Here is a 20,183-nt window from a genome sequence, read left to right as displayed (position 1 = left end):
ATCTCATTTAGACGTTCGGATGCGCACGCTGATCAATGATCAGCGCGTTGGACCGACGAATCGACTTTCGGTTTCCAGGCTCAGTGAAGAATCTGACTCTGATTGAGCCCTGAACAGAATGTCGTTATTGGATTCGGTAATGGATTCCGGCGGCACATCGACAACAGTGGGCAGCGCGCGGTTCTCGCCACTCTCTACGGTCACCGAGCTGTCAGTCAGGATACGAATTCCCTCCATTCCGGTCACCGACAGGGAGAAGGTTTGAGGAACCTCTGTCATGTTGGCGATTTTGAGGGTGTAGGAGTTCTCGATACGACCCTCGCCATTGAAGCTGAACAGCGCGCCGCGATCACGCAGAGCATCCATCTGGGCCGGGACCCGGGTGGCAATCGTGAATATGATTGCTGCAATCATCAAAGACAGCACGGCGCCGTAGCCAAAGGTTCTGGGCCGCAGGAGCTTCGAGGTTTTGCCCTCCAGCTCGTTTTCCGTGGTGTAGCGGATCAGGCCCCTGGGGTATTTCATCTTGTCCATGATCTCGTCACAGGCATCGATGCAAAGGGCGCAGCCGATACACTCGTACTGGAGGCCATCTCTGATATCAATGCCGGTGGGGCAGACCTGAACGCACTGACCACAGTCGATACAGTCCCCCAGGCCCGCTTCCGCAGGATCCACGCCTTTCTTTCGTCCGCCCCGGGGCTCGCCGCGGTTGGGATCGTAAGAGACCACACGGGTATTGGGATCGAACATGACCGACTGGAAGCGGGCATAGGGGCACATGTACAGACAAACCTGCTCACGCATCCATCCGGCGTTGAGGTAGGTGGCTACGGTGAAAAAGGCAACCCAGAAATAGGCCCAACCATTGGCCTGCAGGGTAAACAGATCGGTAATCAGTTCCCGAATCGGGTAGAAATAGCCGACAAAGGTTAGCCCGGTAGCCAGGGCTATGAGCAACCACACCGCGTGCTTGGCGGATTTCTTGGCGATTTTGTTTGCTGAGCTGGGAGCTTTATCCAGCTTCATCCTTTTGTTTCGGCTGCCTTCAATACGCTCCTCAACCCACATGAATATGAAGGTCCATACGGTTTGGGGGCAAGTGTAGCCACACCAGACCCGGCCAAATAGCGTGGTAATGAAAAACAGACCAAAAGCGCTGATAATCAGCATTCCCGAGAGCAAGATAAAATCTTTCGGGTAGAAAGTCGCCCCGTAAAGATGGAATTCACGGGCCGGGAGATCGAAATGAATCAGTGGTTGTCCGTCCAGGGTGAACCAGACAAACGCAAAGTACATCCCCATCAGCAGCAAAAGACTGACATTGCGGATGCGTTGGAAGAAGCCTTTGACTTCCTTGACGTAAATCTTCTTACGGCTGGCGTATAGCTCGACGGTTCCGGATTTATTGTTGTTGTCGGAGGGGTCAGAGGATGGGTCAACCTGTTTGACCGGAATCTCACTGCTCATCGTTACCTCCAGGAAAATGGTAATGCGGGGCAACAGGCCGTTAGGCTGCTGATCTTTTCAAGCCTGTGCCCGCATCGCAGACACAGGGTTGAAAAGACCGGGCCGGGGCTTGACCCCGGCCGGCTGACTCAGTTCGAGAGGCTGTAGACGTAAGCCGCGAGAATCTGAATCTGATCGTCCGAAAGCAGGCGATCCTGAGCGGGCATCATATTCTGACGACCGTTCACGACAGTTTCCTTGATCCACTCATAGGTAGAACCGTAGAGCCAGGTGTTGTCTGTCAGGTTGGGTGCGCCAAGGGCCTGATTACCCTTGCCGTCTGCGCCGTGGCAAGCAACGCAAGCCTGGGTAAACACCTGTTCTCCGGCTTTGGCTGCTTCGGCATCCTTTTCCCGTCCACTGAAACTGAGAACATAGTTAACCACCTGGTCAACTTGTTCACTGGTCATATTTGGCATCGTTCCCATGGCAGGCATGGCGCCCATACGGCCGTTGTGAAGCGTACTCAGAATAGCCTCGGGAGTTCCACCATAAAGCCAGTCGTCGTCCGTCAGGTTGGGGAAGCCCACCTGGCCGCGAGCGGCCGAGCCATGGCATACCGCACAGTTGTTGGCAAACAGGCGCTGGCCGATTTTCATGGCATCGCTGTTTTCCGCCAACTCGGGCACCGGGGTCTGTCCGTACTGGGCGTAAATCGGCCCGTACTTCTCTTCAGCCTCGGCTACCTCGGCTTCCCATTGGTTGGTCGACGTCCAGCCCAGCAAGCCCTTGAAGCTGCCGAGACCCGGATAGAGCGCGAGGTATCCCAACGAAAATATGCAGGTAGCCAGGAACAGATAGAACCACCACTTGGGGAGTGGATTGTCATATTCCTCAATGCCATCAAAGGAATGGCCCATGGTGCGGTCGGTTTCGGTATCGCTCGTCTGGCTCTTGCGGGTCGCCCAAAGCAGCCACCAGCAGCCAAACACAGTACCCAGCGTGATCACGCTGATCCAGATGCTCCAGAAGGTACTCATTGTTTTTTCTCCGCTTTTTCCTGTTCGAGCGTACGCTTTTCCACGTCGTCATCATCGAAGGGCAAGTGTGCGGCCTCGTCATTGGCTTTCTTGCGGTGGGCGCTGTACGCCCACCAAACGATGCCGAAAAAGGCTGCCATCACCAGAAGTGTGTGAACTCCGCGTAACTCATTGATATCCATTAAATCACCGTGTTTCTGAAATCACTGTGCCCAGTTGTTGCAGGTAAGCGACCAGAGCCTCGATTTCAAATTTGCCTTCCACTTGAGCGGACGCCTCGGCAATCTGCTCATCGGTGTAGGGCACGCCAAGTGTTTGCAGTGTCTCCATCTTCGCAGCAGTCTTGGTGTGGTCTACCTTGTCCTCAAACAGCCATGGGAAGGCCGGCATGTTTGATTCGGGAACCACGCTGCGCGGGTTATAGAGATGCTGGCGTTGCCAGGCGTCCGAATAGCGACCGCCTACACGGGCCAGATCCGGACCGGTGCGCTTGGATCCCCACAGGAACGGGCGGTCATAGACAAACTCGCCCGCAACGGAGTAGTGGCCATACCGCTCAGTCTCCGCACGGAACGGACGGATCTGCTGGGTATGACAAACGTGGCAGCCTTCGCGAATGTAGATGTCCCTGCCTTCCAGCTCAACAGCACTGAGGGGCTCAAGGCCTTCGACAGGCTCATTCACACTCTTCTGGAAGAACAGCGGCACTATTTCCGCCAGAAAGCCGCCACTGATGACCAGGACGATCAGTACGATCATCAGACCAAGGTTCTTTTCGACTATTTCATGTTTCATTCTGATTCTCTCCCGTTACGCCGGCTGTGTTGCCGCGTTGTCCTGCGCAACCGCATCTTTCTGGCGAACGGTCATGTAGACGTTATAAGCCATGAGCAGCATGCCGCTCACAAAAATGGCGCCGCCGATGAAGCGAACAAAGTAACCGGGGTAGGAGGCCTCCAGGGCTTCAACAAAGCTGTATGTCAGGGTGCCGTCTTCGTTGACAGCGCGCCACATCAGGCCTTGCATGATGCCGTTTACCCACATTGCGACGATGTAAAGTACGACACCGACAGTGGAAAGCCAGAAGTGCACGTTGATCAGGGCAGTGCTGTACATCGCCTGAACACCCCAAAGCTTGGGTACCAGGTGATAAACCGCACCGATACTGATCATGGCAACCCAGCCGAGAGCACCGGAGTGAACGTGGCCGATGGTCCAGTCAGTATTGTGGGAAAGCGCGTTGACTGTCTTGATGGCCATCATCGGGCCTTCGAAAGTGGACATGCCGTAGAACGACAGGGAGACCACGAGGAAGCGCAGAATAGGGTCAGTGCGCAGTTTGTGCCATGCGCCTGACAGAGTCATCATGCCGTTGATCATGCCGCCCCAGGAGGGTGCCAGCAGAATCAGAGACATTACCATGCCTGCAGTCTGTGCCCAGTCTGGCAGTGCAGAGTAGTGCAGGTGGTGACCACCAGCCCATACGTAGGTTGCGATCAGCGCCCAGAAGTGGACGATTGACAGGCGGTAGGAGTAAACCGGGCGGTTGGCCTGCTTGGGAACGAAGTAGTACATCATCCCGAGGAAGCCGGCGGTCAGGAAAAAGCCAACGGCGTTGTGGCCATACCACCACTGCATCATGGCGTCGGTGACACCTGCGTATGCAGAGTAAGACTTGAAGGCGCTCGCTGGCAGGGCCAGGTTATTGCCGATATGGAGTGCCGCAACCGTAATAATGAAGGCACCGTAGAACCAGTTGGCCACGTAGATGTGCGGGGTGCTGCGCTTCATTACGGTTCCGAAGAACACGAGTGCGTAGGTTACCCAGACAATGGCTATGGCGATATCGATCGGCCATTCGAGTTCGGCATATTCCTTGGAAGAGGTAAGGCCGAGCGGCAGGGTAATGGCTGCCGAGACAATGATCGCTTGCCAACCCCAGAAAGTGAACGACGCCAGTCCATCTGAAATCAGACGGGCCTGACAGGTGCGTTGCACAACATAGTAGGAGGTAGCGAAGAGGGCACTTCCACCAAAGCCGAATATGACGGCGTTGGTATGCAGCGGCCGGAGACGGCCGAAGTGGGTGAAGGGCAGGTCGAGGTTGAGGGATGGCCAGACCAGCTGCGCTGCGATCAGCACACCCAGGGACATACCTACAATACCCCATACCACTGTCATGATGGTGAACTGCCTTACCACCTTGTAGTTGTATGTCAGGTTTGCATTTACTGTGCTCATAGCCTTACCAATGGGTTTAAAGTGGGGAAATATGCGGGCGCAAGTATGGAGAAACGATTAGCTGTTTGCAATGACTCAGGTCAAGTCCTGACATCCGTCAAATGCGCCGAAATCAGCAACATAGCTTCCTTTTCAGTGCCGTTATTGGAGTTGTTTCAGCGAAGGGAATGTGTGTTGCCTGAGTGCAATGATAGTCGCTTAACTGAATGAGGTGAATTCTGTGGAGTTGATTAAGACCAAAGGCTATGAGGGTGAGCCGAAAGTTGTACTGATTTTGGCACACGGCGCCGGCGCGCCGGCCGATTCGAGCTTCATGGAGGAGCTTTCGGCAGCGCTGGAGCAAGAGGGCATTGAGACAGTACGTTTTGAGTTCCCGTATATGCAGAAAAGGCGTCTGGATGGAAAGAAGCGACCGCCCGACAGAGAGCAAGTGTTGCTGGACTGTTTTACCCGGGTGGTCGACCAGGTTCGATCAGATTGCGGATCTGGCAGCAGGGTACTGGTGGGTGGCAAATCCATGGGTGGACGCATGGCAAGCATTCTGGCGAGCCGTCGGGAAGGTATTGATGGTGTCGCCTGCTTTGGTTATCCCTTCCATCCGCCCGGTAAGCCCGACCGCTGGCGTACCGGGCACTTCCAGGATGTGAGCTGCCCTATGCTGGTGCTTCAGGGGACAAGGGATCCGTTCGGGAAACCGTCCGAGATGGCTGGCCATGAGCAGGAGTTGGAGGGAATCCGTTTGCTCTGGCTGGAAGGGGGTAATCATGATTTCCAGCCGCTGAAAAGCCAGCCACAGACCCAAAAGGAGCTGATCGTGGCGGCTGCCCGGGAAACCCGGATCTTTGTGGACGAGCGGCTTTGAGCCTCATCTCTACTGCACCCCGACAGCCTCAGAGAGCTCAGCGCGGTTGCGGCCCCGGCTTTTTGCACGGTACAGGGCCTCATCGGCCCGCTCGAACAGTTGGTTCTGGGTCTCTCCGGAGTCGAGTGATGCGATACCTGCGCTGAGGGTTATTCTCACTTTGGTGCCGTCTGGGGAGAGTAGTGGCGTCCTGGCGATGTCTTGCAGCAATGCAGAACAGACATTCAAAGCTCCGTTTGCATCGGTTCCGGGCAGCAGTAACGCAAACTCCTCACCACCGAATCGGATGGCAACATCCCGGGGACGTTTCACGTGCCGGGTCAGCATTTCGGCGATGAACTGAAGGCAGCTGTCCCCAAAGCCATGGCCCCAGGTGTCGTTAATGTTCTTGAAATGGTCGGCATCGACCAGCGCCAGGGTCAGTGGCTGGGACGTGCGCCGCGCTTCGGCGCACAATTCCGGGAATATGTTGTTCAAGTGCCTTCGATTGTAAAGGCCGGTCAGGGCGTCGTTCAGGCTCAGTGTCGATAGCTTGCGGTTGGCCTTTTCCAGTTCCCGCATGGTATTCCGCAGCTGCGCGGTACGTTCATGCACTTTGAATTCCAGTTCTGTCCTCGCATTATGTTCCACGTCCAGAAGCTTCTGGTTCAGCAGGCGCCACCTCTGCACCATCGCATAGTTCAGCAGGATCACCTGTCCTCCCACTGCTGATTGCATCAGCGCCTCCCGTGCAAGAAAGTCATGCAGATAACCAAAAGCCGCCAGAGCATAGATCAGACCACCAACGAGCATGATCAGCCAGGCCAGCAGGTACCACATGGCCGGCTGATACCCCTGTTTCCAACGAACCGCTGCGATGATGAACAGGCTTGAAATAACCGTCAGTGCTAGAACGGTATTGAGCAGAATGGTTTTGTTGTAGGGCAGTATCAGTGTCAGTGCCAGGAAGCCAATGCAGAACCAGGCCTGCCCTTTGAGGACCGTTTCCGAGATGGTTCCGCGGTCTACTTCCAGGAAGGACCGGCCGAAAAGGATCATGGCCAGGGCGCAAAGGGACAAAGACAGGGGGATGGATGTATTGGCAAAGCCCGGGTTGTCTGGCCAGAAGTACTGGTTCGCGAAGCCGCCCATGGCGAACAGAAACAGTCCGAGTGCTCCCAGGTAAAACGCGTTGTAGAAGTAATAGCCGGTGCCGGAGCTGAAAAACAGCAGCAGGTTGAAGACCGCAAATACCAGGAGCGCGCCGTAGAATAGCCCGTGGGTCAGTGTCAGATGATTACTGCGGGCAATGACTTCCGCCGGGGTTTCAAAGCTGAGCGGCACGTTCAGAGCGCCATTGCTGTGGATCCGGATCGTCAGGGACCGGGTTTCACCGCCATCCAGTGTGACGGGAAGCAGAAAGTACCGGTAGTCTACCGCCCTGGACCCGAAAGGCCGCTGATCTCCGGTAACCAGTGTCTCTGTAGTATCATTACCCGCCTGCCAGAATGTGACTTCGTCCAGCAGCGGGTAGTTGAGTTTCAGGTACCAGGCGGCCCGCTCAGCGCCGGAGTTCCTGACGTGCAGGTGTACCCAGTAAACGGATTTGGTGTGGCTGAATACCAGGTCCCGGCCGTTTGCCGGGGTCCAATCGATACTTCGGGGGAGTTGGTCCGGATTCCTTGCTTCATGTCCGGGCGCGCCCGGCGGCGCACTGTAATAGCAAACGTATTGCATCAGGGAAGCGCGGGCAGCAGTATCGGTGGCCTCGAGGACAGGGCAGTCCGACGCCATCGAACCCGTGTCTGGCAGCGCCAGGGCAGGGGCCAGCAAAAGGCAGAGAATGGCAATCAAACGCAAAACGGACGACATTCATGGCTTCCCGCGGTTATCAGAGCGGGAAGTGTAGCCAGAGAAGACAATCTAAGCTGTTAAACAGTTTCAACTTTTACGGGTTGGTCTCCGACCCTGATTCAGGAAATGCATGGAACAGATTCTTGTGTTTTGCCGGCCAGGCTTTGAAACCGAAGCCGGCCGTGAAATGACCGACTCAGCCACGGAGCGAGGTATTTTCGGGTATTTCGAGCCCCTGAAAGACCAGGGGCTGGTGCGCTTCTACCCGGCAGCTCCGGAAACTGCCGATGATGTGATGGCTCGTCTGTTTCTTGAGGAGCTGGTCTTCGTCCGTGACTGGATTGTCGTTCTCGGGCAATTCAGCCTGCCAGAGACTGACAGGGTCGGTGCTGTTATCGAGGGAATCCGTGGACTTGGGCGCGGTTTTCCGGGTTGTGCGCGGCTGGAAGTCCGGTTACCGGAAAACAACGCGGATGGAGACCTTGGAAACTTTGCCCGAAAGTGGGTGTCTCCGCTCTCCCGCGGTTTGCGAGGAGCCGGCCTCCTGAAGGCTGACCAGAATGCTCCTGCGCCGGCTCGTCTGGAGGTTTTCCTCCCCGATTTTACGTCGGCGGTCGTCGGTTTCAGTCTGGCGGATAACCGGGCACGTTACGTTGGTGGCATCCCGCGCCTGCGGCTGCCGGCATCAGCGCCCAGTCGTTCTGCCCTCAAGCTCGAAGAGGCCTGGAAGGTGTTTCTGCCCCCGGAACAGGAACTGGACTACCTTGGTGGTGGCAAGAAGGCCGCGGATCTTGGGGCCGCTCCAGGCGGATGGACCTGGCAGCTTGTGCGTCAGGGGATGATGGTAACCGCAGTGGACAACGGCCCAATGAACCCTGAATTGATGGCCTCTGGACAGGTGGAGCATGTTGAGGCGGATGGTTATGGTTGGCGGCCCAGGCGCGGCATCGACTGGATGGTCTGCGACATTGTGGATCAGCCCCGGAAAACGGCAAAATTGGCTGTGACCTGGCTAGGTGAAGGCCTTTGCCGTTACACGGTGTTCAATCTGAAGTTGCCTATGAAAAAGCGCTATGACGAGTGGCTGATTTGCCGGAACATTCTCGTTGATGGCTTGAAAGAGGCGGGCATCGGTTTTCGCCTTAAAGCCCGCCACCTTTACCATGACAGGGAAGAAATAACCTGTTTCATCGAGCGGACGGGTTAAAAGGCGCTTTGCTCCAGCACTGTAATGTGCTCTTCTTCGTCCATCATGGGGATAAGCTCCAGCATGAGTTCACGGCGCTCATCGGAGTGAAACCATCGATCCCAGTCTGCTTCGGAGCGCCAGTTCGCCAGTGTTATCCGGTGATTGGGGTCGTGGCTGTCGAGCAGGGTTTCGCCAGAAATGAAACCGGGGGCACTGACAGCCTGCTGCAGAACCTTGCGCGACCGTTCTTCGTAGGCTGTTTCAAGGGTTTCGGCAATATGGCGTTCGATCAGAACCCGGATCATGAGAAACCTCCAAGTGGTTTAACTGTTATAAACAATAATTTAGCAGGTTTTTACGAAAAATCAGGTTCATTGACAGGAGACGACGTGTGACCGCAACTGACTACGACCTTGAGCTGGACGCCCGGGGCCTTTTCTGCCCGGAACCGGTCATGATGCTTCATAATCGAATCAACGATGTCCAACCTGGTGGCGTGTTGCGGGTTTTGGCGACAGACCCCTCTACCACCCGGGACATACCGAGGTTCTGCCAGTTTCTCGGCCATGAACTGGTGAAACAGCTGGAAGAGGACGATCTGTTTATCTACCTGATACGCCGGGGACAATAGCGATTTGTCAGTCAGACTTCCGGCTGCAGCGTCTGCAGGTGGCCAAGGAATTCCTCCCGATCCATTTCGCCCAGCACTCTTCGTTGGGCAATTTCTTCCCCGTTGCTGCCATAAAATAGTATGGCTGGAGGCCCGAACAGGCCCAGTTCGTCCAGCATGGCCTGCTGCTCGGGCGTGTTGTCCGTCATGTCGATCTGAAGCAGGGTGAAGGGGCTGAGCGCCTGGATTACATCCGGTTTGCTGAAAACATTGCGTTCCATCACCTTGCACGAGATGCACCAGTCGGCGTAGAAATCGAGCAGCACGGGCCGGCCCTGCTCACGAGCCTGTTCTAGCATCGCCTGAATATCCGCTGGCCGTTCGACCCGCACGAAATCAGCGTGCTGAATGCCAGCGGTCCCAATGCCGCCTGACGATGCCGAGGCAATGGTGAATGGTGCCAGGGGTTTTAATGGGTCATTGGCGCCACCCACGGCGCCTGCCAATAACGCCAGACCATAGGCGAAGAGGACCAGGCCCAGACCTTTACGAGTGCGCTCCCAGCCCGCCTTGGCAGCGTCAAAGGCCCCCAGTTGAACGCCGGTGATGGCGACCAGGAGGCCCCACAGGGTCAATGCCAGCCACCCCGGCACCAGGCGCTCTACCAGCCAGATGGCTACGGCCAGCAACATCACACCATAGAAGTGCTTCACGGCGGTCATCCAGTGGCCGGTTGTTGGCAGGAGTTTCCGGCCACCCACCGCCACCAGAATCAGAGGAATGCCCATTCCAAGTCCAAGCGCAAACAGTGCAACCCCGCCGATTACGGCGTCCTGGGTCGTCGAGATGTACAGCAGGCTGCCAGCGAGTGGCGCAGATACGCAGGGCGATACGATCAGCGCTGACAGGGCGCCGATACCGAAAATACTGACTACCCGACTCCCCGTGAGCCGGTGACTGGCATCATTGAGTGGTTCGCGAATAAAGCGAGGCAGCTGGATTTCGAACAGATCGAACATCGACAGTGCGAAAACGACAAACATCAGCGCAAAGACGCTCAGAACCCAGGGTGACTGCAATTGTGCCTGAAGATTGAAGCTGGCCCCCAGCAGGCCGGTCAGCACGCCGGCCGCAGCGTATGTGAGTGCCATGCCCAGCACATAGCTACCGGACAGGAGCAGGGCATGGCCGGTTGTCCGGGTGTTTCTGCCGGAAACCAGTGAGGAAATAATCGGGACCATGGGCAACACACAGGGGGTGAAGGTGAGTCCCAACCCGAGGAGCAAAAATACACCGGCAATGACCAGGGTGGATTGCTGGGCCAGAAAGCCGGCGAGGCCGGTGGCGGTTTCCGTGTCGACGGGAACACTGTCGCCTGACGCAAAACCAGGTGTTGCGGCGGTCTGTGAGCCGGATCCGCCGCTACCCTGGTAGAAGAGTACATCCCGGGTCTGGGGCGGGTAACACAAGCCTGCTTTGGCGCAGCCCTGGTAGGTTACCTGAAGTTCGGCTTCCCGAAGGCCAGCAGGCAGTGCGACAGGCACACGGGCGTCAACGGGATCAAAGAAAACGGTGGTTTTTCCGAAGAATTCGTCCTCGGTCACCGTGCCTGGCGCCGAGAAAGCGGGTTCGCCCAGGCTTACCTCGGGATTTGTCGCGGTGATGCTGATCCGGTCGCGATACAGGTAGTGCCCGGGCGTGATATTCCAGGAGAGAACCACGGTGTCAGCGTCGGTCGAGAAACTGAAGGGCAGCGCTTCGTCGACGGGCAGAAAGTCGCTACCCTGGCCACCGAAAAGCGAGCCTCCATTGCCGCCGAGTGCCCAGGCGGAGGGGGAACTCAAACACACAAGGGCGAGTGCCAGAATCAGGCCCAGAGGATTTGCCCATGGGCGTTTTATTGTCGTTACTGCAGCAAAAGCCATCATTGATTGTAAGATTTCCCGGTTGGTGTCTCTCTGTTCAGAGTCTTTTCAATTGCGACTGTTACACCGCAATCGGCGCCGGCGCACGCCAGCCATGGACACGACGTGACTGTCAAAGTTCCCTCTGGTATTGGGGGCGGTAAAGTCGCACAATAGCCACCCAATGAATCACAGTCCAAATGATCTTATCATGCTGTTTAATGACCTTTTCCGGGAAGCATACCGGACAGTTCTGGTCAAAGGCAGTGATGAACCTGAATACTTGCCTGCCAGCGATCCGGAAGGTCTCGCACAGGTCGTTTTCGCTCATGGCTATTATGCCAGTGCTTTGCATGAAATAAGCCACTGGTGTATTGCTGGTGAGCACCGGCGCACACTTCATGACTATGGTTACTGGTACTGTCCGGATGGCCGGACACTGCAGCAGCAGCAGGCTTTCGAGCAGGTTGAGGTCAGGCCCCAGGCCATTGAGTGGTTGTTTTCGGTGGCCGCAGGAGCCCGTTTTCACATCAGCGTGGACAACCTCTCCGGCGTTGGCGCCGCCGATGAGGAGCGGTTTCGGCAAAGAGTCAGAGACCAGGCAGGTGAGTATCTGGAACAGGGGTTGCCGCCCCGGGCCCAGAGATTTTTTGACTCGCTGGCCACATTTTACGGTACCGGAGAAATCCTAGAAGAACGCTGGCATGAAGATGCCCGACGTATCGCTCCGCTATATTCTGAATCAGGACATTCCCAGGAAAACTGAGACTTTATGACATCTGACCCAAAACACACCGGCGATCTGAGATTCAGCGATCTGAACCTCGACAAACGTTTGCTGGATGCCATTACGGCCATTGGTTTTGAATACTGCACACCCATTCAGGCCGAAACACTGCCCTGGACACTGGCCTGCGAAGATCTGATTGGTCAGGCGCAGACGGGCACCGGCAAAACCGCTGCGTTTCTGATTACGGCGATCCAGAGTTTGCTGGAAACCCCGATTCCCGAAAAGGACCGTTTTGCCTCCGAGCCGAGGGTTCTGGCCCTGGCGCCAACCCGGGAACTGGCGATGCAGATCGCGAAAGACGCTGAGCAACTGTGCCAGCATACCGGCCACAACGTAGTAACCGTTGTCGGTGGCATGAACTATGACAAGCAGCGCGATCAGCTGCAGAATGAGATCGTCGACATTCTGGTTGCTACCCCGGGCCGTCTGATCGATTTTCTCGGATCCCAGGACGTGTTTCTGGACCAGCTCGACATCCTGATCCTTGATGAGGCTGATCGCATGCTGGACATGGGCTTCATTCCCGATGTGAAGCGCATTATCCGCAAATGCACACCCAAAGAGGAGCGCCAGACCCTGCTGTTCAGTGCCACGTTCAACCAGGACGTGCTGAACCTCGCCTCCATGTGGACCAGCAACGCGGAGTTTGTCGAAATTGAACCGGAGCAGAAAACGGCGGAGCGGGTTGAACAGACCGTCTACCTGGTGGGCGACGATGAAAAGCTGCCGGTGCTCGTCAATTTCCTGAAGCGGCCGGAAGTGGAAAAGGCGCTGGTATTTGCCAACCGCCGGGATCAGTGTCGCGACCTGGAAGAAGATCTGAGGAACCAGGGCGTCAAAGTTGCCCTAATGTCGGGCGAAATAGCCCAGAACAAGCGCCTCAAAACCCTGGACCAGTTCAAAAAAGGCAGCATCCAGGTCCTGGTGGCCACCGATGTGGCTGGCCGTGGTATTCACGTCAACGGCGTCACTCACGTTTTCAACTACAATCTGCCTGATAATGCCGAAGATTATGTGCACCGGATTGGCCGCACAGGCAGGGCTGGCAAACACGGGGTTTCCATCAGTTTTGCCGGTGAGGATGACTCGTTCGCGCTTCCCGCCATCGAAACCTATATCAGCCAGAAGCTGAAGACTGCCGTGCCCGATGAGGCGCTCATGGCGCCGATGGACAATCCGCCAATTACCCGCAAGCGCGGTCGTCGCCCGCAGGGTGGCGGTGGACGTGGTCAGGGTGGGCGCAATCAGCGTCAGCGCAGGAACTGACAGGGCCGAATATCATCATGTTGATCGTAGCAGACGAAAACATTCCCTTACTGGATTCCTTTTTCGGCGATATCGGAGAGATTCGCCGGGTATCCGGCCGTTCCATGTCGAACGAGGATGTCCGGGATGCCGATATCGTGCTGGTTCGTTCCGTCACCAGGGTAAATCGTGAGCTCCTGGAGGGCAGTCGGGTTCGGTTTGTCGGCACAACCACCATCGGTACCGACCATGTCGATCTTGACTGGCTCGAGGGCGCGGGTATTCGCTTCTCGGCGGCGCCCGGCTGCAACGCCAACAGTGTTGCCGAGTACGTGTTGTCTGTGCTTTCGCTGCATGCCGAGCGGCGTGGCCTTACTGACTGGTCCCAGCTCAGTGTTGGTATTGTCGGAGTCGGCAATGTCGGTGGTGAATTGGCCCACAAACTGGAGCGCCTTGGATTTGATGTGCGCCTCTGTGATCCGCCCAGGGCGGATCGGGAAGAGGACGACCAGGAATTTGTGTCGCTGGAAGAGGCCATGAAGTGTGATGTGGTGTCCCTGCACACACCTTTGACACGAGAAGGCGACCATCCCACGCTGCATATGATTGGTCATCCCGAGCTTGAGGCTCTGGGCGCAAATCAGCTCCTTATCAATGCTGGTCGTGGAGAAGTCATCGACTCGTCAGCATTGCTGGCCCGGCTTGACCAGGGTAACGCGCCGACCGTGGCGCTGGATGTCTGGGAACAGGAGCCGAGGATTCACCCCGAACTGGTTGACCGGGTCTGGCTGGCGACACCGCACATCGCCGGATACAGCCTCGAAGGCAAGGTTCAGGGGACGGAAATGATCTACCAGGCGCTTAGCCAGTTTCTGGGCTTACCGGTTCGCAAGAAAGCCGGCCAGTTTTTACCAGAGCCGGCGCTCAGCAAGATTTCCTTTACCAGCTCGGCCGACGAAGAGGATGCCATCCGCATTGCGCTGAGGGCTTGCTATGACCCTCGTCCCGACGATGCCCGGCTGCGGAATGCCATGACCGGATCCGTTGAAGAGCGAGGTGCGGCCTTCGACAGGCTCCGTCGTGATTACCCGGTACGTAGGGAGTGTTCCAGTCTCAAGATACAGCTCAAGGGCACCAGCAAATCGCTGCAGGACAGTTTCCGGGCCATTGGGTTCAAGTTGAAAATCTGAGTGAGTCTCACCTGTACAACAAAAAAACGGGGCCCGAGGGCCCCGTTTTTTTACAGCTTGGCGTGCTGCAATGCCTGTATCCGGTCTTCCAGGGGCGGATGCGTCATAAACAGGGCGCTCAGGCCGCCCCGGGCTCCGCGATTGATGCCGAATGCCTGGAGCGAATCCGGCATCTGATCCGGCACTTCACTTTCCTGTTTCAGTCTTGCCAGCGCGCTGATCATGGCTGTGCGCCCCGCCAGTTGGGCGCCAGCGATGTCGGCCCGGAATTCCCGCCGGCGGGAGAACCAGAACACGATCGTGCTGGCCAGAATGCCCAAGACAATCTCGGCAACGATGCTGACGGCGAAAAACCCAAGGCCATGCCCACTTTCGTTCTTGAATATCACCCGGTCAACAAACGAACCGATGACCCGGGAGGCGAAGATCACGAACGTGTTCACCACACCCTGAATCAGAGCCAGGGTCACCATGTCGCCATTGGCCACGTGGCCGATTTCGTGGCCCAGAACTGCCCGGATTTCGTCCTTGTTGAAGCGATGCAAAAGGCCCTCGCTGACGGCAACCAGGGCATCGTTCTTGTTCCAGCCCGTTGCGAAGGCGTTGGATTGGGACGCCGGGAAAATAGCCACCTCCGGCATTCCGATACCGGCGTTCTTCGCCAACTCGGCTACGGTATCCACCAGCCAGCGCTCGGCAGGTGTTCTCGGGGAATCAATAACCCGGGCCCTGGTGCTCCACTTGGCCATTCGTTTGGATATCAGCAGAGACACGATGGCGCCGGCAAATCCGAAGACCGCCGCGAAGGCCAGCAAAGAGCCATACTGAATACCATTCTGGGCGAGGTAGCTATCCACGCCCAACAGCCGCAGTGTAAAGCTCGCGACAAGGATGACAGCAAGGTTGGTTGCCAGAAACAGCAGAATACGCATGTTGGTGCCCTGATCAGTTCGTCAAAGAAAATAAAGCCGCTATTCAGACCGTTATATGCGGTCGCGGTTCAATCAATCAACGAGCTTACGGTGATTTAATAATTGCCGCGGTCGGCAAAAAAGGTTGCCTGCATGATCTGGCTGATTCGGGCGGAGTTCCCCCCGCGCAGCGCCCTGCGAATCAGGTGGATGTGAGTGGAAAGATCCTCCTGAACGGAAGGGGGCAGATTACCGGCAGCCGTTTCCTCGGGGATTCCGAATTCGCTGGTCAGAGTCTCTGGCGCCGGCGCGCTCAGGCGGATAAAGGCGTCTCTGGTCAGAACCGCCTGGTCCAGAGCCTCCTGGCGGATGGTGTCGACGTACCGGAGCAGGCCTTCCTCTGCGAGCCAGAGCAGGGCGCCGAAACAGGCCATGTGTCGCTTGCTGTGCAGGCCAAATTCGTCCGGCTCATCCGGGCCGGCAATGTCCTCGACAAACAGGTTGATGCGCCTGGGGAAGGCGCCATACAACTGCACCAGGGCAATGGCCGCATCCTTGTAGAATTCCTCGACGTGAATATCCGCCATGGTTTTCCCCGTTATTGCTGGTATTGGCCAAGGAAATTGCCGAGCCGGCCCATGGCATCCTCGAGGGTATCTTCCCTGGGCAGGAACACGACTCTCAGGTGCTGCCTGTCATCGATATTGAAGGCCGACCCCTGCACCAGGAGGATCTTCTCCTGCAACAGCAGGTCCAGAACCAGTTTCTCGTCGTTCACGATAGGGAAGTGCTTGGGATCCAGTTTCGGAAACAGGTAAAGCGCACCCTGGGGTTTGACGCAGCTCACGCCCGGAATGTCGTTAAGCATGCGCCAGGCGGTTTCCCTTTGCTCGTAGAGCCGCCCGCCTGGCGCCACCAGATCGTTGATGGACTGGTAGCCTCCCAGGGCTGTCTGAATGGCCAGTTGGGCCGGAACGTTGGCACACAGGCGCATATTGGAGAGCATGTCGATGCCTTCGATCAAATCTTTCGCCCGGTGTTTTGCTCCACTGACGATCATCCAGCCCGAGCGGTAACCCGCTGCCCGGTAATTCTTGGACAGGCCGTTATAGGTAAAGAACAGCACGTCGTCGGCCAGTGAGGCGGTCGAGATGTGCTGGGTACCGTCATAGAGGATCTTGTCGTAGATCTCGTCCGACAGAATAATCAGGTTGTGCTTGCGGGCCAGTTCGATGACCTGCTCGAGAAGCTCCTTTGAATACACTGCCCCGGTCGGGTTGTTGGGGTTGATCAGAACAATGGCACGGGTCCGCCGGGTGATCTTCTTGCAAATATCGTCAATATCCGGAAACCAGTCCTGCTGTTCGTCGCAGCGATAGTGCACGGGCTTGCCGCTGGAAAGTGTGACGGCTGCGGTCCACAAGGGGTAGTCGGGGGCCGGGATCAGGACTTCGTCGCCGGTATTCAACATGGCCTGCATCGTCATAACGATCAACTCGCTGACGCCGTTGCCCAGGAAAATATCGTCGATATCGACCTTGTCGATACCCCGCTGCTGGCAGTAGTGCATGACCGCCTTGCGGGCGGAGAACAACCCCTTCGACTCCACATAGCCCTGGGCCTGGTGCATGTTGTAGATGACGTCCTGCTGGATTTCTTCCGGGACATCCAGTTCGAACGCTGCAGGGTTGCCAATATTAAGCTTGAGTACCCGGTGACCCTCTTCCTCTAGCCGGCGTGCCTCCCGCAGAACCACGCCACGGATTTCATAACACACGTTATCCAGCTTGGCGGATTTGTAGTAGTTCTGCATAAGACCCGGACGTCCTTCTTTTGAGATCGAAAAATGGCACCTGCCAATACGAGAGGCCTTTATTCTAGCGGAGCGAGGCCCGGCGGCAACAGGGGAATTATGATGAATTGTGTCGTGTTAAGGCAGATTTAGCACACAAACCTGAACCGGTTTTTAAAAATGATCGCCGTAGAGCCTGCATTGCCATGGTTTTTTGGTCTGTGTTGTGAACAATGGAGTCACGACGAACACAAACATCGAAGGGAGAGCTCCATGGCAGGCGAGACGGTCTACGATTTTACGGTAAGGGATATCAAGGGTAATGAACAAAGCATGGCAGAGTACCGGGGCAAGGTGCTCCTGATCGTGAATACCGCGAGTAAATGTGGTTTCACACCGCAATTCGAAGGCCTGCAGTCCCTGCACAACGAATTGGGGAGTAAGGGGTTTGAGGTTCTGGGTTTTCCCTGCAACCAGTTCCTTAATCAGGACCCGGGCGACGAGGATGCAATTAGCCAGTTCTGCAGTCTCAACTACGGGGTCGACTTCCCCATGTTTTCCAAGGTCGAAGTCAACGGTGATGGCGCACACCCACTGTTTCGTTTTCTCAAGCATGAAGCCAAGGGACTGATGGGGTCGGAAAAGATCAAGTGGAACTTCACCAAGTTCCTGGTAGCTCCCGATGGCAAGGTAGTCCGTCGCTATCCGCCTACAACCAAGCCGGAGGATATTCGGGCCGACATCGAGAAACTGTTACCGGCCTGAAGGCCGCGGTCAAATCGCGGGGCGCCAGCGGTCGATGACCGTCCTGAGCTCTTCGCGCTTGTACGGCTTGGTAATGTAGTCGTTCATGCCTGAGGCGAGGCAGTCCTCGCGGTCGCCCTGCATCACATTTGCGGTAACAGCGATGATCGGCAGGTTTTTCCATTCGGGGTTTTGCCGAATCCTCTGTGTTGCTTCGTAGCCGTCCATAGCCGGCATCTGGCAATCCATCAGCACCAGGTCATAGTGGTTGCTTTCCAATGCCTGTATGGCCTTGAGGCCGTTCTCTGCGTGATCTGTGCGATGGCCGAGTTTCTTGAGCAGGCTGGCGGCCACCATCTGGTTGACCTGATTGTCCTCCACCAGAAGGATTTTCAGGGAAGCCTCCGCGCCGGTTTGCTCATCGTCTTCCACGGCGTTGGCCGTTTGTTCCTCGCTGTCCAGCAGCCCTGCGGCCAGAAGCAGGCAACGTAGCAATTCATCCCGACGCAATGGCAACGAGAGCAGCTGTTGCTGCCCCAGGGCAGGGGGCAGGGTGCCGGAAGAGTCCACCAGTACGACGCCGGCGCCTTGCCAGTTGTCGGCGAATGCCAGGGTTTCTTCGTCTCCGGCGTTGGCAAGGGCAAGTAGAATTCCATCCGGGTGTCTGCTCGCGCCGCGTATCGGGATGCCCCATTTACGAAGTTGGGCTTCGATCGCAGACCGGTGTGGGTTGTCCGGTGGTATTGCCATCGCTATGCCAATGTCCTTGAGCCGGGAATCCACGCGGGGCAGATCATAATCTTCGCTGGCTTCATGAACCGGCAGGGGCAGGGTAACGGTGAAGTGTGTGCCGCTGCCCTCCCGAGAGTCCACCAGAATCTGGCCATGCATACGTTCGACAAGTTGACGGCAGAGCGTCAGGCCGAGACCGGTGCCCCCATAAAGCCGCGTGGTCTCTGCATCAGCCTGGGAGAAGGGTGAGAAAATCCGGTGCAGGCCCTCAGTAGACATACCGATCCCGGTATCCACGACATCGATTCTCAGGCTACCCCCGGAGTAGGCTGCCTTTAGTTTCACGCTGCCTTCGTCCGTGAATTTGATGGCATTGCTCAGGAGGTTGTTGAGCACCTGGCGTACCCGTGTCGGGTCTCCCAGGAAGTCTTCAGGGAGATCCGGATCGATTTCGGTGACCAGGTGAATACGCTTGCGCCGCGCCTGTTGGGCATGGAGTGTCGCGCACTCTTCGATCAGGTGCCGGACACTGAAGGGGATGTTTTCCAGACTGAGTTTGCCGGCCTCCACTTTCGAGATGTCCAGTATGTCGTTAAGCAGCCCGAGCAGGCTTTCACCGGCGTTCAGGGCAATTTCTATCCTGTTGCGCTGGGCAGAATCCAGCTCGCCCTCGAGTGCCAGGCCGAGCATCCCGAGAACTCCATTGAGCGGAGTCCGGATCTCATGGCTCATGCTGGCCAGGAAATTGGCCCGTGCCCGCGCCCGGCGAACTGCATCTTCCTTGGCTTTGACCAGGGCGCGATTACCACGCTGCAAAGCATCGTTCTTTTCGGAGATCTCCCGGGTCCGGTCCGCCACCTCCTGCTCAAGCTGGGTGGAGTAGTTTTTCATGGCACTCTCGGCGTGCCGGAGTTGTGCAAGGCTCGAATCGATGGTTTCCAGGTGCTGGTTGATGATACCAACCATGGTCCCGATCTCGTCTTCCCGATGGTTTGCCGGGATCGGAAGCCTGACCTTTTCCGGAGAGGTAGCCCGCACCTGGCTCAGTGCGCTGATCACATTGAGCATGGGACGGGTCAGCACAAAATAGAAAATGGCAAGGAGAGCTGCAGACAGGATCAGGCTTTTCAGTAGCCCGCTGATCAGCGTGTATCCGGCTCGTTGGAGGAAGAGCGCCCCATAGTGATAGGTGTCAATGGTGACAATCAGATGCCCAAGTGGCAGATCCTCAAGCTGCGGAACCCGGAGCTCCTGTCTAAATACGCGATCCGGCCCGAACAGCAGATCGCTGACCCAGCGATAGGGCGAGACCGGGCTGCTCTTGCTGGATGCTGCCATGGTTTCGTTGTCATTATCGGTAATCCGGGCATCAATGGTCGCGGGATGGCGAAGCAGGCCGTCGAGCAATTCTTCCGCCAGACGGACGTCGATGTTGTAGGCAATCTGGGAGGCCGGGCTGTTGCTGATATCGATCAGCGCATGAATTTCCTTCTCCATGGAATCCTTCGCGCTGAAGTAGTCCAGGGTAATCTGGATCACATTCAGCACCAGCCCGAGGGCCATGGCAACGAGGACCGTGTCTCGAGTCAGTCTATAGGAAAGCCGTTGTTTGAAGCCGTTGCTCACGGGTTTGCACTGTCCCTGTTGGCGG

General features: G+C 56.8%; 19 protein-coding genes. 7 read left to right on the top strand and 12 right to left on the bottom strand.

The genetic code is table 11. The features are described from left to right. Positions 1-39 precede the first annotated feature (39 nt). The 5 genes from ccoG to ccoN all read right to left on the bottom strand — a co-directional run bounded on the left by ccoG (position 40) and on the right by ccoN (position 4,730). On the bottom strand, positions 40-1,470 hold the full coding sequence (ccoG, locus tag ACP86_RS00700; protein WP_053112265.1) for a cytochrome c oxidase accessory protein CcoG: 1,431 nt from the start codon (positions 1,468-1,470) through the stop codon (positions 40-42). Between the two features lie 128 nt (positions 1,471-1,598). Beyond that, a complete protein-coding gene (ccoP, locus tag ACP86_RS00695; protein ID WP_053112262.1) occupies positions 1,599-2,489 on the bottom strand; it encodes a cytochrome-c oxidase, cbb3-type subunit III in 891 nt (296 codons plus the stop codon). Next, a complete protein-coding gene (locus ACP86_RS00690; protein ID WP_014577451.1) occupies positions 2,486-2,671 on the bottom strand; it encodes a CcoQ/FixQ family Cbb3-type cytochrome c oxidase assembly chaperone in 186 nt (61 codons plus the stop codon). Before ACP86_RS00690 ends, ccoP begins: the two co-directional genes overlap by 4 nt. Positions 2,672-2,675: 4 nt before the next feature. Then, positions 2,676-3,284 carry a cytochrome-c oxidase, cbb3-type subunit II gene (gene ccoO, locus ACP86_RS00685; RefSeq protein ID WP_053112260.1) on the bottom strand — a complete coding sequence of 203 codons (609 nt, stop codon included), beginning with the start codon at positions 3,282-3,284 and terminating at the stop codon, positions 2,676-2,678. 15 nt (positions 3,285-3,299) lie between these two features. Further along, positions 3,300-4,730 carry a cytochrome-c oxidase, cbb3-type subunit I gene (ccoN, locus tag ACP86_RS00680; protein ID WP_053112258.1) on the bottom strand — a complete coding sequence of 477 codons (1,431 nt, stop codon included), beginning with the start codon at positions 4,728-4,730 and terminating at the stop codon, positions 3,300-3,302. Between the two features lie 220 nt (positions 4,731-4,950). On the opposite strand from ccoN, the gene ACP86_RS00675 reads away from it, so the two are divergent. After that, positions 4,951-5,592: an alpha/beta family hydrolase gene (locus tag ACP86_RS00675; RefSeq protein ID WP_053112256.1), complete on the top strand. Its 642-nt coding sequence runs from the start codon at positions 4,951-4,953 to the stop codon at positions 5,590-5,592. Positions 5,593-5,601: 9 nt separating this feature from the next. Here ACP86_RS00675 and ACP86_RS00670 read toward each other — a convergent pair whose 3' ends face one another. Continuing rightward, positions 5,602-7,443 carry a diguanylate cyclase gene (locus ACP86_RS00670; RefSeq protein WP_053112254.1) on the bottom strand — a complete coding sequence of 614 codons (1,842 nt, stop codon included), beginning with the start codon at positions 7,441-7,443 and terminating at the stop codon, positions 5,602-5,604. A gap of 112 nt (positions 7,444-7,555) precedes the next feature. On the opposite strand from ACP86_RS00670, the gene rlmM reads away from it, so the two are divergent. Beyond that, positions 7,556-8,632, top strand: a complete 1,077-nt coding sequence (gene rlmM / locus ACP86_RS00665; RefSeq protein ID WP_053112252.1) for a 23S rRNA (cytidine(2498)-2'-O)-methyltransferase RlmM — start codon at positions 7,556-7,558, stop codon at positions 8,630-8,632. Here rlmM and ACP86_RS00660 read toward each other — a convergent pair. Further along, complete coding sequence (locus tag ACP86_RS00660; protein WP_014577445.1) at positions 8,629-8,919, bottom strand: antibiotic biosynthesis monooxygenase family protein; 291 nt, start codon at positions 8,917-8,919, stop codon at positions 8,629-8,631. The genes rlmM and ACP86_RS00660 overlap by 4 nt on opposite strands. Before the next feature lie 86 nt (positions 8,920-9,005). Between ACP86_RS00660 and tusA the strand changes: the two genes are divergently transcribed. Next, on the top strand, positions 9,006-9,245 hold the full coding sequence (tusA, locus tag ACP86_RS00655) for a sulfurtransferase TusA (RefSeq protein WP_053112251.1): 240 nt from the start codon (positions 9,006-9,008) through the stop codon (positions 9,243-9,245). 11 nt (positions 9,246-9,256) lie between these two features. Here tusA and dsbD read toward each other — a convergent pair whose 3' ends face one another. Then, the gene (gene dsbD / locus ACP86_RS00650; protein ID WP_053112250.1) at positions 9,257-11,152 is read right to left on the bottom strand and encodes a protein-disulfide reductase DsbD; all 1,896 of its coding nucleotides are present in this window, start codon (positions 11,150-11,152) and stop codon (positions 9,257-9,259) included. Positions 11,153-11,339: 187 nt separating this feature from the next. On the opposite strand from dsbD, the gene ACP86_RS00645 reads away from it, so the two are divergent. From ACP86_RS00645 to pdxB, 3 genes are read left to right on the top strand one after another with little or no spacing between them, the layout of a single operon-like run. After that, the gene (locus ACP86_RS00645; RefSeq protein ID WP_082220529.1) at positions 11,340-11,894 is read left to right on the top strand and encodes an elongation factor P hydroxylase; all 555 of its coding nucleotides are present in this window, start codon (positions 11,340-11,342) and stop codon (positions 11,892-11,894) included. A 6-nt stretch (positions 11,895-11,900) separates the two neighbouring features. Further along, positions 11,901-13,184: a DEAD/DEAH box helicase gene (locus ACP86_RS00640; RefSeq protein WP_053112247.1), complete on the top strand. Its 1,284-nt coding sequence runs from the start codon at positions 11,901-11,903 to the stop codon at positions 13,182-13,184. A 17-nt stretch (positions 13,185-13,201) separates the two neighbouring features. Beyond that, a complete protein-coding gene (gene pdxB, locus ACP86_RS00635) occupies positions 13,202-14,353 on the top strand; it encodes a 4-phosphoerythronate dehydrogenase PdxB (RefSeq protein WP_053112246.1) in 1,152 nt (383 codons plus the stop codon). 50 nt (positions 14,354-14,403) lie between these two features. On the opposite strand, the gene htpX is transcribed toward pdxB, so the two are convergent. The 3 genes from htpX to ACP86_RS00620 form a co-directional block, all read right to left on the bottom strand. Further along, positions 14,404-15,285 (bottom strand): protease HtpX, encoded by an 882-nt coding sequence (gene htpX / locus ACP86_RS00630; protein WP_053112243.1) that lies wholly within the window; start codon positions 15,283-15,285, stop codon positions 14,404-14,406. 95 nt (positions 15,286-15,380) lie between these two features. After that, positions 15,381-15,851, bottom strand: a complete 471-nt coding sequence (locus tag ACP86_RS00625) for a hypothetical protein (RefSeq protein ID WP_053112241.1) — start codon at positions 15,849-15,851, stop codon at positions 15,381-15,383. 11 nt (positions 15,852-15,862) lie between these two features. After that, positions 15,863-17,077 (bottom strand): pyridoxal phosphate-dependent aminotransferase, encoded by a 1,215-nt coding sequence (locus ACP86_RS00620; protein ID WP_053112239.1) that lies wholly within the window; start codon positions 17,075-17,077, stop codon positions 15,863-15,865. A gap of 252 nt (positions 17,078-17,329) precedes the next feature. Here ACP86_RS00620 and ACP86_RS00615 point away from each other — a divergent pair, with 252 nt between their 5' ends. Beyond that, positions 17,330-17,821, top strand: coding sequence for a glutathione peroxidase (locus ACP86_RS00615; RefSeq protein ID WP_053112237.1), 492 nt, complete (start codon positions 17,330-17,332; stop codon positions 17,819-17,821). A gap of 9 nt (positions 17,822-17,830) precedes the next feature. On the opposite strand, the gene ACP86_RS00610 is transcribed toward ACP86_RS00615, so the two are convergent. Then, positions 17,831-20,158: an ATP-binding protein gene (locus ACP86_RS00610; RefSeq protein ID WP_053112235.1), complete on the bottom strand. Its 2,328-nt coding sequence runs from the start codon at positions 20,156-20,158 to the stop codon at positions 17,831-17,833. Positions 20,159-20,183: the final 25 nt, after the last annotated feature.

The organism is Marinobacter sp. CP1 (assembly GCF_001266795.1).
GTDB lineage: Bacteria > Pseudomonadota > Gammaproteobacteria > Pseudomonadales > Oleiphilaceae > Marinobacter > Marinobacter flavimaris.
This window is presented reverse-complemented; position numbering and strand designations above follow the sequence as displayed.

Excerpts from the sequence above, each read along its gene's own strand:
- ccoG (WP_053112265.1), bottom strand. The coding sequence starts at position 1,470 with ATGAGCAGTGAGATTCCGGTCAAACAGGTTGACCCATCCTCTGACCCC.
- ccoP (WP_053112262.1), bottom strand. The coding sequence starts at position 2,489 with ATGAGTACCTTCTGGAGCATCTGGATCAGCGTGATCACGCTGGGTACT.
- ACP86_RS00690 (WP_014577451.1), bottom strand. The coding sequence starts at position 2,671 with ATGGATATCAATGAGTTACGCGGAGTTCACACACTTCTGGTGATGGCA.
- ccoO (WP_053112260.1), bottom strand. The coding sequence starts at position 3,284 with ATGAAACATGAAATAGTCGAAAAGAACCTTGGTCTGATGATCGTACTG.
- ccoN (WP_053112258.1), bottom strand. The coding sequence starts at position 4,730 with ATGAGCACAGTAAATGCAAACCTGACATACAACTACAAGGTGGTAAGG.
- ACP86_RS00670 (WP_053112254.1), bottom strand. The coding sequence starts at position 7,443 with ATGTCGTCCGTTTTGCGTTTGATTGCCATTCTCTGCCTTTTGCTGGCC.
- rlmM (WP_053112252.1), top strand. The coding sequence starts at position 7,556 with ATGGAACAGATTCTTGTGTTTTGCCGGCCAGGCTTTGAAACCGAAGCC.
- ACP86_RS00660 (WP_014577445.1), bottom strand. The coding sequence starts at position 8,919 with ATGATCCGGGTTCTGATCGAACGCCATATTGCCGAAACCCTTGAAACA.
- dsbD (WP_053112250.1), bottom strand. The coding sequence starts at position 11,152 with ATGATGGCTTTTGCTGCAGTAACGACAATAAAACGCCCATGGGCAAAT.
- ACP86_RS00645 (WP_082220529.1), top strand. The coding sequence starts at position 11,340 with ATGCTGTTTAATGACCTTTTCCGGGAAGCATACCGGACAGTTCTGGTC.
- ACP86_RS00640 (WP_053112247.1), top strand. The coding sequence starts at position 11,901 with ATGACATCTGACCCAAAACACACCGGCGATCTGAGATTCAGCGATCTG.
- pdxB (WP_053112246.1), top strand. The coding sequence starts at position 13,202 with ATGTTGATCGTAGCAGACGAAAACATTCCCTTACTGGATTCCTTTTTC.
- htpX (WP_053112243.1), bottom strand. The coding sequence starts at position 15,285 with ATGCGTATTCTGCTGTTTCTGGCAACCAACCTTGCTGTCATCCTTGTC.
- ACP86_RS00625 (WP_053112241.1), bottom strand. The coding sequence starts at position 15,851 with ATGGCGGATATTCACGTCGAGGAATTCTACAAGGATGCGGCCATTGCC.
- ACP86_RS00620 (WP_053112239.1), bottom strand. The coding sequence starts at position 17,077 with ATGCAGAACTACTACAAATCCGCCAAGCTGGATAACGTGTGTTATGAA.
- ACP86_RS00615 (WP_053112237.1), top strand. The coding sequence starts at position 17,330 with ATGGCAGGCGAGACGGTCTACGATTTTACGGTAAGGGATATCAAGGGT.